Source organism: Streptococcus sanguinis (genome assembly GCF_050220005.1).
Lineage (GTDB): Bacteria > Bacillota > Bacilli > Lactobacillales > Streptococcaceae > Streptococcus > Streptococcus sanguinis_Z.
Map to the genome: position 1 here is coordinate 20,984 of NZ_CP071413.1, position 11,547 is coordinate 32,530.

The following is an 11,547-nucleotide window of genomic DNA, read 5'->3' on the forward strand; positions in this document are numbered from 1 at the left end:
GACAGGACAGTTAATTCAATAGTTAAGTGACGATAGCCTAGGAGATACACCTGTACCCATGCCGAACACAGCAGTTAAGCCCTAGAACGCCGGAAGTAGTTGGGGGTTGCCCCCTGTGAGATATGGTAGTCGCTTAGCGAAGGGAGTTTAGCTCAGCTGGGAGAGCATCTGCCTTACAAGCAGAGGGTCAGCGGTTCGATCCCGTTAACTCCCATATTCTGAAAAGAATAGGTCCCGTAGTGTAGCGGTTATCACGTCGCCCTGTCACGGCGAAGATCGCGGGTTCGATTCCCGTCGGGACCGTTGAAGTCGAGACGATTTCAAAAGTAAGAGACTCGTTAGCTCAGTTGGTAGAGCATTTGACTTTTAATCAAAGGGTCACTGGTTCGAGCCCAGTACGGGTCATAAGAGCGGGTTTGGCGGAATTGGCAGACGCACCAGATTTAGGATCTGGCGCTTTAGGGCGTGGGGGTTCAAGTCCCTTAACCCGCATATAAGATAATAATGAGCCGGCTTAGCTCAGTTGGTAGAGCATCTGATTTGTAATCAGAGGGTCGCGTGTTCAAGTCATGTAGCCGGCATTTTTGAATAGGATGCGAACGTAGTTCAGTGGTAGAACATCACCTTGCCAAGGTGGGGGTCGCGGGTTCGAATCCCGTCGTTCGCTTGAGGCGGCCGGGGTGGCGGAACTGGCAGACGCACAGGACTTAAAATCCTGCGATTGGTAACGATCGTACCGGTTCGATTCCGGTCCTCGGCATAGACTTGTAAGAGGCAGTAGAAGAAGATGAGCACCCTTAGCTCAACTGGATAGAGTACCTGACTACGAATCAGGCGGTTAGAGGTTCGACTCCTCTAGGGTGCATTAAGTAATAACTTAAGTTCGGGAAGTAGCTCAGCTTGGTAGAGTACTTGGTTTGGGACCAAGGTGTCGCAGGTTCGAATCCTGTCTTCCCGATAGATGGCGGTGTAGCTCAGCTGGCTAGAGCGTCCGGTTCATACCCGGGAGGTCGGGGGTTCGATCCCCTTCGCCGCTATAATGATCTTGTCGGACCTTTAGCTCAGCTGGTTAGAGCTCTCGGCTCATAACCGAGTGGTCGTAGGTTCAAGTCCTACAAGGTCCATAGTGTTATCTTGGAGGATTACCCAAGTCCGGCTGAAGGGAACGGTCTTGAAAACCGTCAGGCGTGTAAAAGCGTGCGTGGGTTCGAATCCCACATCCTCCTTAGGGACGAATAGTATTGACGCGGGATGGAGCAGCTAGGTAGCTCGTCGGGCTCATAACCCGAAGGTCGTAGGTTCAAATCCTGCTCCCGCAATAGTTGGCTCGGTAGCTCAGTTGGTAGAGCAATGGATTGAAGCTCCATGTGTCGGCGGTTCGATTCCGTCTCGCGCCATACATTATCATAGTGGTGATGCGGGTGTAGTTTAGTGGTAAAACTACAGCCTTCCAAGCTGTTGTCGCGAGTTCGATTCTCGTCACCCGCTTTGAACGAAAGTTCATACCAAGTTTTCAAACTTGGGCGCGTAGCTCAGGTGGTTAGAGCGCACGCCTGATAAGCGTGAGGTCGGTGGTTCGAGTCCACTCGTGCCCATTAAATATTGGAGAATTACTCAAGAGGCTGAAGAGGACGGTTTGCTAAATCGTTAGGTCGGGTAACCGGCGCGGGGGTTCGAATCCCCCATTCTCCGTATAATGAGGAGTTTAGCGTTTGCTATCTCCTTTTCTTATACTTTCTCGTCCTGTTTAGTGAGGTTTTTCTGATGAATCGATTTAAAAAGTCTAAGTTTCTGCTTTCTTTTTTTGTATTAGTTGTTACAATGACGATACTTATCTTATCTACCTCTTCTAGTTGGTTTGTATCAACTACTTCAAATATTATTTCATTGGTAGATAGACTTGTTGGTTCTCCTTTTGCTTTTGTAGCTGATAAAAAAGAAGAAATGTCAGATTTGATGTCTACTTATAGAGAGAATCAGCAGCTCAAGAAAAATCTTTATAAGGTTGAGGAAAAGGCTGGGAAGGCAGATTCCTTAGAAGATGAAAATGAGCAGTTGCGAAAACTTCTGGAATTTAAAGAGGCTGATAAAAATCAAATACAAATTGCCAGCGAAGTGATTGCCCGTACGCCAGCATCCTGGAAAAATGAGCTGACCATTGACAAGGGGACATCTGATAATGTGACAGATGCTATGTTGGTAGTAGCTAATGGTGGTCTAGTAGGAAGTGTTTCTGAAACTAGTAGTCAGTCTAGCTTGGTTTCTCTACTGACTAACGAGGAAAACTCAACTAAAATTTCTGTTAGAATTCAAACGAAGTCTGGTCCAGTTTATGGGATTATTACGGGTTATGATGCAAAAAACTCTGCTTATATCATCAGTCAGTTAAATAGTGCTGAAGATATAAAAGAGGGAGATGAGGTGGCAACCAGTGGCTTGGGTGCTTATAATGCAGAAAATATTCCTGTCGGTAAGGTACTTTCCGTGTCTGAGGCTAAGGATCAGTTAAACAAGATTGTTCTGGTTAAGCCGGCTGCGGATTTGTCGGATATCCGTGCTGTAATGTTGGTAGGGAACTGATATGAGAGATATTAAAGAACATCTTTTGACTCCTATTATTTTATTTTTTGTTTTATTGATCGACGGGCAGATTTCGACTTTTCTGGCTAATATTCTGCCTTTGCAATGGCACCTTGTCAGTCATTTTATCTTTATTTTCATGCTTTTTGTTTCCATCAACCTCTCTAGAAACTACAATATTCTCTTATTTTGCTGTTTGGGGTTGATTTATGATGTTTACTATTTTCATACCATTGGTATTGCTCTTATTCTTTTTCCTCTTCTAAGTCTCTTGGTTTGTCAGTCTAGTTCAACTATGCTTTTAAATAAATTTACTCGCTTTTTATCTGTTTTGATTCTTGTATTTTTATTTGAATTAATCAGTTTTACTTTTGCGGTATTTTTGAATCTTTCTAGTCTGAATTTGCAGGATTTTGTCCTTAGCATTTTAGTACCGACTATCCTTCTCAATGGCCTGATATTCCTCATTTTTCAGCCTGTTTTCGAAAAAATGTATTTATGATAAACAAGAAATAAAAATGTAATAAAGGCGTAACATATGATACAGCATTTTCTGGTATACTAGTTAATGTCTTATAAGAAGGAGTGTATTATTTTTATGAAGAAAAAACTACTCACATCAATTTTATTGAGTACGGTTATCCTTTCACAAGGAGCTGCACTTGTGAGCGTTAAAGCGGAGACAACTGATGAAAAGATTGCTGCACAAGACAGCAAGATTAATAGCTTGACAGAGCAACAACAATCAGCTCAGACGCAAGTTGACGAAATTCAAGGTCAAGTGTCTGCTATTCAAAAGCAACAAGAAGAGCTTAAAGCAGAAAATGAAAAGTTGTCTGCTGAATCTGCAAAACTTTCTGCTGAAATTGATGAACTGTCTAAAAATATTGTAGCTCGTAATGAGTCACTTGCAAATCAAGCACGCAGTACCCAAACAAATGGAACTGCTACTAGCTACATCAATACAGTTGTAAATTCTAGCTCTATCACAGAAGCTATCTCTCGTGTAGCAGCTATGAGCGAAATTGTTTCAGCAAATAACAAAATGCTAGAACAACAAAAGAAAGATAAAGAAGCAATTGCTGAAAAGCAAGTTGCGAATAATGAAGCTATCAATACTGTAATTGCTAACCAAGAGAAGTTAGCTGATGACGAGCAAACTTTGGCAACAAAACAAGCTGAACTGAAAGCAGCTCAGACAAGTCTTGCAGCTGAAAAAGCGACTGCTGAAAACGAAAAGAATTCTCTTCTTGAAGAAAAAGCAGCAGCTGAAAAAGCAGCAGCTGAAGCAGCAGCTCGTGAAGCTGCTTATAAAGCAGAGCAAGAATCAAAACGCCAAGCAATTGAAGCTTCAGGAAACACTACCCTGCAAGCTCAGGTTCAAGCAGTTGTTAATTCAGCTCCAGCAGCTGAAGCAGCGGCTCCAGCTGCACCTGCAGTAACTCAATCTGTTGCCCGTGCGAATAGACCAGTTTATAGCTCATCTGCATCTTCTTATCCAGTAGGTCAATGTACATGGGGTGCTAAGACATTAGCTCCTTGGGCTGGCGATTACTGGGGTAATGGTGGACAATGGTCTGCAAGTGCAGCAGCAGCAGGCTTCCGTGTTGGTTCACAGCCAGAAGTTGGAGCGATTGCATGTTGGACTGACGGTGGATACGGACACGTTGCAGTAGTAACAGCTGTTCAATCTACTACAAGCATCCAAGTATCAGAAGCAAACTACCTTGGACAACAATCAATCGGTAACTACCGTGGATGGTTTAACCCAACAACTGCACAAGGTACAGTTTCATATATCTATCCGAACTAATCAGTAAAAAGCGCCTCTGGCGTTTTTTATTTTTAATTGAAAAATCAACTGAAAAAAGTTACAATGGTAATTGGGAAAAGTTGTAATTGGACAATGAAAGACGATTTAGAATCTGGAGGGAATCATGTCTTTTTCTGATTTAAAACTCTTTGCTCTTTCTTCTAATCAAGAATTAGCGCAGCGTGTTGCTCAAGAGATTGGATTGCCACTTGGAAAATCAACTGTTCGTCAGTTCTCTGATGGAGAGATTCAAGTGAATATTGAAGAATCTATTCGCGGGAAACACGTCTTTATTTTGCAGTCTACCAGCTCGCCAGTCAATGATAATTTGATGGAAATCTTGATTATGGTAGATGCTTTGAAACGGGCTAGTGCTGAATCCATTAATGTTGTCATGCCTTACTATGGCTATGCTCGGCAGGATCGCAAGGCTAGAGCTCGTGAGCCAATTACATCTAAATTAGTTGCTAATATGTTGGAAATTGCTGGTGTGGATCGGATGCTGACTATTGACTTGCACGCAGCGCAAATCCAGGGCTTCTTTGACATTCCAGTGGATCACTTGATGGGTGCACCTTTGATTGCTGATTACTTTGAGCGCCGTAATATGACAGGAGGAGACTATGTGGTAGTCAGTCCTGACCATGGTGGTGTGAGTCGGGCTCGTAAGTTAGCAGAGTTTCTGAAAACCCCGATTGCGATTATTGATAAGCGTCGCAGTGTGGACAAGATGAATAGCAGTGAAGTTATGAACATCATTGGTAAGGTGGAAGGAAAAACTTGTATCTTAATTGATGATATGATTGATACAGCAGGGACTATCTGCCATGCAGCTGACGCTCTCGCTGAAGCAGGGGCTGTAGAAGTCTATGCTAGCTGTACGCATCCAGTCTTGTCTGGTCCAGCTATGGATAATATCCAAAAGTCGGCGATTAAAAAATTGGTTGTGCTGGATACAATTTATCTGCCTCAAGAGCGCTTGATTGATAAGATTGAGCAGATTTCAATTGCGCATCTTTTAGGGGAAGCCATTGTCCGTATTCATGAAAAACGGCCGCTGTCACCCTTGTTTGAAATAGGTAAAAAATAATCTGAGATATATGGCTGGGATACTTGATTTCTGGCCTCTTTTTTATTTTATTCCTACTATCTTTTTTAAAAAAGTCCAACATTCACTTTGAAAGAAAACTCAAATTACTTGATGTTTCAAATATAAATAAATGACCATTTAAATAGTTGGTAAATTGACAATTTGTCTCATCCCTTGGTATTCTTTGATTTTAGAAATTTTTATGTAGTAAAATTCTTGACTTTTTTTAGAGTTCGAACTATACTTAATAGTAGGTAATATTAGGTAACGGGGAGTTACAATTATTTTTGAAAAGTAACGAGGAGATGAGATAATGAAAAAGGTTTTGCTTTCAAGTGCTGTGGCCCTTTCACTTTTCGCGGCTGCTGCACCAGTATTTGCTGAGGGTACAGCCAGTCTTTGGGTTAATGACATTGATAATAATGAAGTTCCCCAAGGCAGTACGGACTCAGAATCTAATAAAGTTATGGATGAATTGCAGGCCTATAGAGATGCACAATCAGCTTTGGATCAGCAAGTTGCTGAAGCTAAGAAAGCTCCGGTTGGCAAAAGTGCTGTGATGGAGGATCAAGCTGGTAACAAAGTTCTTGTTATTGGTGAGGGAGAGTCGGCTAATGCGGATCAGCCTTCAGTGGCACCATCTACTACAGATCCATCTACACCGGCTTATTCGGCAGCACCTTACTCCACAGCCTCTTCATCAGTTCCGACTTTTCCAGCACCGTCTCAATCTTCGGCGGCGTCCTCTTCATCAGCAGGTAAAAAGAAGGCTAAAAAATCAGAAAATAAAGCAAAAAAAGCTCCGGAAGCAAAAGAAGAGAACAAAGAAAATGAGGAGAATTCTGAAGAAAAGTCACTTCCTAAGACAAGTGCAGTCAAATAATTTTGTCTTTAATTTGTGCTAACGCCTAAATATCACTGAGCCTTCGTTCGGTGATATTTTTTGTAAAAAATGAAAAATAAAGGATTTTTAGATTATGCAAGAAAAAGATAGGAGTCAATCTTCGAATAAGAAACAGCTCCTTGTTGTTGGCATCTGCCTCCTGCTAGTTGTTCTGGTTATTGTTTCTGTTTTTTATTCTTTCCGTTCATCAGCATTAGGCAGCAAGCTTCAAGTTTCGCATCCTAGAAGGATTGAAACATCAAGCTCATCTGCATCTTCAAGTCAGACAGAAAAGGAATATTTAGCAGAGCGTTTTGCTAAACTGAAGGCTGTGAATTCAGAAACGATAGGCTATGTCTATGCTCCTGGTACACAGTTGGATGAGCCGGTGGTGCAAACGAAAGATAATGCGACTTATCTGCTGAAGACTTTTGAAGGAAAGCAAGAGCCTTATATGGGAGCGGTCTTTATGGATAAGGACAATCATAAAGATTTCAGTGATCGTCTGACTTGGCTTTTCGGGCATGCTCGGGGCAGCAAGGCAGGAGATCATCGCATGTTTAATGATGTCAACTACTATGATCGTCAGGATTATTTTGACAAACATAGATATGTCGTGATTGAGACTCCTGAGCGTAAGTATTATTATCAAGCTATGGGACTGGTCATCGTGCCGGAAGAGACTGCTTTTTATCGGACGGAGTTTAAGGATGACGAGGACTTTACAACTCAGCTTAGAAATATCTATGAGGCTGCTCGTACTAAGGATCCTAAGTTCCAGATTAAGGCGAGTGACCGGTATTTGGTTCTCTCAACCTGTCGTGAGGAAGATGATACGATTCGTTCTAACCTTTATTTGCGGCAGATTCCTGATTCAGAACTGCCAGATTTTCTGACCAAGCATGGCAAGGAATTGACTTATACACCGACTCGTTGACTGGCCAGTCACGTGAGATGCAGCTATAACCACTATCTGCCAGAGAAGAATTTTAAGGCAAGGAAAAAAGGGACTGAGTGCAAAGCTTAGTCCTTTTTCTGCATAAGAAATCATGTAATAGCTTTTGCTATGCTTCTGCATTTATAGTATAATAGTTCTATTGAGCGGCTGGAGGTATGTATGGATTTAAGTAAGAAATTTAATAAAAACTTAGAAAAAATAGAAATTTCGCTGATTCGTCAGTTTGACCAATCAATTTCTGCTATTCCCGGAGTTCTTCGGCTGACCTTAGGGGAGCCGGATTTTACGACACCGGATCATATCAAAGAAGCGGCCAAGGCAGCGATTGATGCTAATCAAAGTCACTACACTGGCATGAGCGGTCTCTTGGAGCTGCGTCAGGCGGCTAGCAGCTTTGTGAAAGAAAAGTACAATCTGCACTATCGCCCAGAAGATGAGGTCTTAGTCACTATTGGCGCAACAGAGGCCTTGTCGGCTACGCTGACAGCTATTCTAGAAGAAGGAGACAAGGTCTTGCTGCCAGCTCCTGCTTATCCAGGCTATGAGCCCATTGTCAATCTAGTAGGGGCAGAGATTGTCGAGATTGACACAACGGCCAATAACTTTGTCCTCACTCCAGAGATGCTGGAAGCAGCTATTTTGGAGCAGGGCGAGCAGTTAAAAGCGGTCATTCTTAATTATCCAGCCAATCCGACCGGCGTGACTTATTCGCGGGAGCAGATAAAAGCTCTGGCGGATGTCCTAGGAAAATACCAAGTCTTTGTGGTCTGCGATGAGGTCTATTCTGAGCTGACCTATACGGAGCAGGGGCATGTCTCCATCGCGGAGTATCTGCCAGACCAAACTATCGTCATCAACGGCCTGTCTAAGTCTCATGCCATGACTGGCTGGCGGTTGGGCTTTATCTTTGCTCCAGCAGTTTTCACTGCTCAGCTGATTAAGAGCCATCAGTATCTCGTAACAGCAGCCAATACCATGGCTCAGTTTGCAGGCATTGAAGCCCTGACAGTTGGGAAAGATGATGCGGAACCAATGAAGGCTGAGTATATCCAGCGTCGCGATTATATCATAGAGAAAATGGCTGAGCTAGGCTTTAAGATTATCAAACCAGATGGGGCTTTTTATATTTTTGCTAAGATACCAGACGGTTATAATCAAGATTCTTTCGCTTTTCTACAGGATTTTGCAGAGAAGAAGGCTGTGGCCTTTATCCCGGGAGCGGCTTTTGGTCAATATGGGGAAGGCTATATCCGCCTGTCCTACGCGGCTAGTATGGAGACGATTCGAGAAGCTCTGAAACGCCTCAAGGACTACATGGAGGCCTATGCTTAAATCTCTAACAAGTCAAGGTCTGGTTCTCTATAATCGCAATTTCCGTGAGGATGATAAGCTGGTCAAAATCTTTACGGAACAGGCTGGTAAGCGTATGTTTTTCGTCAAGCATGCTGGTAAATCTAAGCTAGCACCCGTCATTCAGCCTTTGACTGCGGCGAACTTACTGATGAAAATCAATGATGATGGTCTTAGCTATATCGAGGACTATCAAGATGTAGTCACCTACCATCGCATCAATGAGGACTTATTCATCATGGCCTATGCCAGCTATGTGGCAGCCTTGGCAGATGCCAGTCTTCAGGACAATCAGCCGGATCCGGCGCTCTTTGCTTTTTTGCAGAAAACTTTGGAGATGATGAATAATGGTCTGGACTATGAGGTGCTGACCAATATCTTTGAGATTCAAATTTTGTCACGTTTTGGGGTTTCGCTGAACTTCCATGACTGTGCCTTTTGTCATCGGACGGGCTTGCCTTTTGACTTCTCTTTCAAATATAGCGGAGTTCTTTGCCCTGAGCATTACCATCAGGATGAACGCCGCTGTCATCTAAATCCAAATCTTCCTTTTCTGCTGGACCAATTTCAGGCGGTCCGCTTTAGCGAATTGGAGACCATTTCTTTGAAGCCAGATATTAAAAAGCAGCTGCGGGATTTTATCGACCTGCTCTATGATGAATATGTCGGCATCCATCTCAAATCCAAAAAATTTATAGATTCTCTGGGGGACTGGGGAAGCATTTTAAAAGATAAGAACGAGGAATAAATCGAATGAAAAAAATAGCTGTTGATGCTATGGGAGGGGACAATGCCCCTCAGGCTTTGGTAGAAGGAGCCAATCGAGCGGTACAGGAGTTTTCGGATATTGAAATTCTCCTTTATGGCGATGAGGCGAAAATCAAGCCTTATCTGACTGCTGGTGAGCGGGTCCACATCATCCACACGGAGGAGAAGATTGACTCGGACGACGAGCCGACCAAGGCCATCCGTCAGAAGAAAGAGGCTAGTATGGTTCTGGCAGCCAAGGCTGTGAAGGCAGGGGAAGCAGATGCTATGCTGTCTGCTGGAAATACTGGAGCGCTTTTAGCGACAGGTTTCTTTATCGTGGGGCGTATCAAGAATATTGACCGACCGGGTCTCCTATCTACTATGCCAACGGTTGGCGGTCAGGGATTTGATATGCTGGATTTGGGAGCTAATGCTGAAAACACAGCCCATCATTTACACCAGTATGCGACTTTGGGTTCTTTCTATGCTGAAAATGTCCGAGGAATCAAGAAGCCGCGGGTAGGTCTCTTGAATAACGGAACGGAAAGCAGTAAGGGCGACCCTCTACGCAAGGAAGCCTATGAGATTTTGTCGGGGGATTCAACACTTAACTTTATCGGCAATGTGGAAGCGCGTGATTTAATGGATGATGTTGCGGATGTTGTCGTTGCAGACGGCTTTACTGGTAATGCCGTTCTGAAATCAATCGAAGGAACTGCTATCAGTATCATGGGTCAGCTGAAGAAGTCTATTTTAGGCGGTGGTTTCAAGGCTAAATTGGGAGCTTGGCTGCTCAAGGACAGCCTGCGAGGACTCAAGAATAGTCTGGACTATTCTAGTGCAGGCGGTGCAGTTCTATTTGGCTTGAAAGCGCCTGTTGTCAAAACGCATGGCTCTAGCGATGCTAAGGCTGTTTATAGCACAATTCGACAGATTCGGACCATGTTGGAAACGGATGTTGTTGGTAAATCGGTCATTGAATTTTCAGATGCAAAGGAGTAACCATGAGCGAAAAAGAAATTTATGCAAAAATTGTCGAAATCATTCAAGAACATGACAGCAGTAAGCTGCATGTCACTCCAGAGTTGAATTTGAAAGAAGAACTGGGAGTGGACTCTGTTGATTTGATGGAATTTATCATCAATCTGGAAGAAGCTTTTGATATTGAGATTCCCGATGAGGATATGGATAACTTTAAAACAATTTCCGATGTGGTGGCTTATATCCATGAGAAACTGAAGAAGCAACATTAAAAATCAAAGATCGGTATCTTCCGGTCTTTTTTTGTATCTTGGAAAGGAAACGATTTCTTTAACTGGGTATATGGTATATAAAGTTTATACGGAATTTCTTGTAAAATATATTCAAAGATGATAAAATGAGGGTATAAAACCACGAAAGGCGAATATTAAAATGTCTAACAAGTTGTTATATTCGGGAAAAGCTAAGGATATTTTCTCTACAGATGATGAGCAAGTCATTCTGGCACGCTACAAGGACCAGGCAACGGCCTTTAATGGAGTCAAGAAGGAGCAGATTGCTGGTAAAGGAGTGCTCAACAACCAGATTTCATCTTTTATTTTTGAGAAACTCAATGCAGCTGGTGTGGCGACGCATTTCATTGAGAAGGTTTCGGATACGGACCAGCTAAATAAAAAAGTAGAGATTATTCCTTTGGAAGTGGTGCTGCGCAACTACACAGCAGGTTCTTTTTCCAAACGTTTTGGAGTAGAAGAGGGCATCGCACTTGAAACTCCGATTGTGGAATTTTACTACAAAAATGATGATTTGGACGATCCTTTCATCAATGACGAACACGTGAAATTCTTGAAGATTGCTAGCGACGAAGAAATTGCCTTTTTGAAAGAAGAAACTCGTCGGATCAATGAGCTCTTGTCAGACTGGTTCCGCCAAATCGGACTGAAATTGATTGATTTCAAGTTAGAGTTCGGCTTTGATAAAGATGGCAAGATTATTCTGGCAGATGAATTTTCACCAGACAATTGCCGCCTCTGGGATGCGGAAGGTCATCACATGGATAAGGATGTTTTCCGGCGTGGCCTTGGTGAACTGACAGATGTCTATCAGGTTGTTTGGGAAAAATTGCAGGCGATTAAGTAAGG

The 11,547-nt window shown here is 43.0% G+C and carries 11 protein-coding genes, 17 tRNA genes and 1 rRNA gene; all 29 read left to right on the top strand.

Annotation, left to right across the window (positions count from 1 at the left end; genetic code table 11):
* The first annotated feature begins 22 nt into the window (after nucleotides 1-22).
* Nucleotides 23-138, top strand: a 5S ribosomal RNA gene (rrf, locus tag J1C86_RS00105).
* 3 nt (nucleotides 139-141) lie between these two features.
* Nucleotides 142-214: transfer RNA gene (locus J1C86_RS00110), tRNA-Val, on the top strand.
* A 16-nt stretch (nucleotides 215-230) separates the two neighbouring features.
* Nucleotides 231-303: transfer RNA gene (locus J1C86_RS00115), tRNA-Asp, on the top strand.
* A gap of 29 nt (nucleotides 304-332) precedes the next feature.
* Nucleotides 333-405, top strand: a tRNA-Lys gene (locus tag J1C86_RS00120).
* Between the two features lie 5 nt (nucleotides 406-410).
* Nucleotides 411-492 (top strand) — tRNA-Leu (locus J1C86_RS00125).
* Between the two features lie 16 nt (nucleotides 493-508).
* Nucleotides 509-581, top strand: a tRNA-Thr gene (locus J1C86_RS00130).
* Nucleotides 582-595: 14 nt separating this feature from the next.
* Nucleotides 596-667 (top strand) — tRNA-Gly (locus tag J1C86_RS00135).
* A gap of 7 nt (nucleotides 668-674) precedes the next feature.
* Nucleotides 675-760: transfer RNA gene (locus J1C86_RS00140), tRNA-Leu, on the top strand.
* A gap of 31 nt (nucleotides 761-791) precedes the next feature.
* A tRNA-Arg gene (locus J1C86_RS00145) sits at nucleotides 792-865 on the top strand.
* Between the two features lie 19 nt (nucleotides 866-884).
* A tRNA-Pro gene (locus J1C86_RS00150) sits at nucleotides 885-958 on the top strand.
* Between the two features lie 5 nt (nucleotides 959-963).
* Nucleotides 964-1,037: transfer RNA gene (locus J1C86_RS00155), tRNA-Met, on the top strand.
* A gap of 13 nt (nucleotides 1,038-1,050) precedes the next feature.
* Nucleotides 1,051-1,124, top strand: a tRNA-Ile gene (locus J1C86_RS00160).
* Between the two features lie 12 nt (nucleotides 1,125-1,136).
* Nucleotides 1,137-1,226, top strand: a tRNA-Ser gene (locus tag J1C86_RS00165).
* A 19-nt stretch (nucleotides 1,227-1,245) separates the two neighbouring features.
* A tRNA-Met gene (locus J1C86_RS00170) sits at nucleotides 1,246-1,319 on the top strand.
* 5 nt (nucleotides 1,320-1,324) lie between these two features.
* Nucleotides 1,325-1,397, top strand: a tRNA-Phe gene (locus J1C86_RS00175).
* A 20-nt stretch (nucleotides 1,398-1,417) separates the two neighbouring features.
* A tRNA-Gly gene (locus tag J1C86_RS00180) sits at nucleotides 1,418-1,488 on the top strand.
* 33 nt (nucleotides 1,489-1,521) lie between these two features.
* Nucleotides 1,522-1,595, top strand: a tRNA-Ile gene (locus J1C86_RS00185).
* 9 nt (nucleotides 1,596-1,604) lie between these two features.
* Nucleotides 1,605-1,692 (top strand) — tRNA-Ser (locus J1C86_RS00190).
* A gap of 72 nt (nucleotides 1,693-1,764) precedes the next feature.
* The gene (mreC, locus tag J1C86_RS00195; protein WP_125406347.1) at nucleotides 1,765-2,580 is read left to right on the top strand and encodes a rod shape-determining protein MreC; all 816 of its coding nucleotides are present in this window, start codon (nucleotides 1,765-1,767) and stop codon (nucleotides 2,578-2,580) included.
* 1 nt (nucleotide 2,581) lies between these two features.
* Nucleotides 2,582-3,082 (top strand): rod shape-determining protein MreD, encoded by a 501-nt coding sequence (mreD, locus tag J1C86_RS00200; RefSeq protein ID WP_125406350.1) that lies wholly within the window; start codon nucleotides 2,582-2,584, stop codon nucleotides 3,080-3,082.
* Nucleotides 3,083-3,178: 96 nt separating this feature from the next.
* Complete coding sequence (gene pcsB, locus J1C86_RS00205; protein ID WP_125406353.1) at nucleotides 3,179-4,393, top strand: peptidoglycan hydrolase PcsB; 1,215 nt, start codon at nucleotides 3,179-3,181, stop codon at nucleotides 4,391-4,393.
* A 124-nt stretch (nucleotides 4,394-4,517) separates the two neighbouring features.
* Nucleotides 4,518-5,483, top strand: coding sequence for a ribose-phosphate diphosphokinase (locus J1C86_RS00210; RefSeq protein WP_002894321.1), 966 nt, complete (start codon nucleotides 4,518-4,520; stop codon nucleotides 5,481-5,483).
* A gap of 313 nt (nucleotides 5,484-5,796) precedes the next feature.
* Complete coding sequence (locus tag J1C86_RS00215) at nucleotides 5,797-6,366, top strand: LPKTxAVK-anchored surface protein (protein WP_002907639.1); 570 nt, start codon at nucleotides 5,797-5,799, stop codon at nucleotides 6,364-6,366.
* Between the two features lie 94 nt (nucleotides 6,367-6,460).
* The gene (srtB, locus tag J1C86_RS00220) at nucleotides 6,461-7,303 is read left to right on the top strand and encodes a class B sortase, LPKTxAVK-specific (RefSeq protein WP_125406359.1); all 843 of its coding nucleotides are present in this window, start codon (nucleotides 6,461-6,463) and stop codon (nucleotides 7,301-7,303) included.
* Nucleotides 7,304-7,483: 180 nt separating this feature from the next.
* Nucleotides 7,484-8,656, top strand: coding sequence for a pyridoxal phosphate-dependent aminotransferase (locus J1C86_RS00225; protein ID WP_004184502.1), 1,173 nt, complete (start codon nucleotides 7,484-7,486; stop codon nucleotides 8,654-8,656).
* Nucleotides 8,649-9,422 (top strand): DNA repair protein RecO, encoded by a 774-nt coding sequence (gene recO, locus J1C86_RS00230; protein WP_004184500.1) that lies wholly within the window; start codon nucleotides 8,649-8,651, stop codon nucleotides 9,420-9,422. The genes J1C86_RS00225 and recO overlap by 8 nt, the downstream gene beginning before the upstream one ends.
* Nucleotides 9,423-9,427: 5 nt before the next feature.
* Nucleotides 9,428-10,426: a phosphate acyltransferase PlsX gene (gene plsX, locus J1C86_RS00235; protein WP_125406361.1), complete on the top strand. Its 999-nt coding sequence runs from the start codon at nucleotides 9,428-9,430 to the stop codon at nucleotides 10,424-10,426.
* A 2-nt stretch (nucleotides 10,427-10,428) separates the two neighbouring features.
* Nucleotides 10,429-10,677, top strand: a complete 249-nt coding sequence (locus J1C86_RS00240) for an acyl carrier protein (protein WP_002898839.1) — start codon at nucleotides 10,429-10,431, stop codon at nucleotides 10,675-10,677.
* Nucleotides 10,678-10,837: 160 nt separating this feature from the next.
* Nucleotides 10,838-11,545 carry a phosphoribosylaminoimidazolesuccinocarboxamide synthase gene (gene purC / locus J1C86_RS00245; protein ID WP_002901941.1) on the top strand — a complete coding sequence of 236 codons (708 nt, stop codon included), beginning with the start codon at nucleotides 10,838-10,840 and terminating at the stop codon, nucleotides 11,543-11,545.
* Nucleotides 11,546-11,547 lie beyond the last annotated feature (2 nt).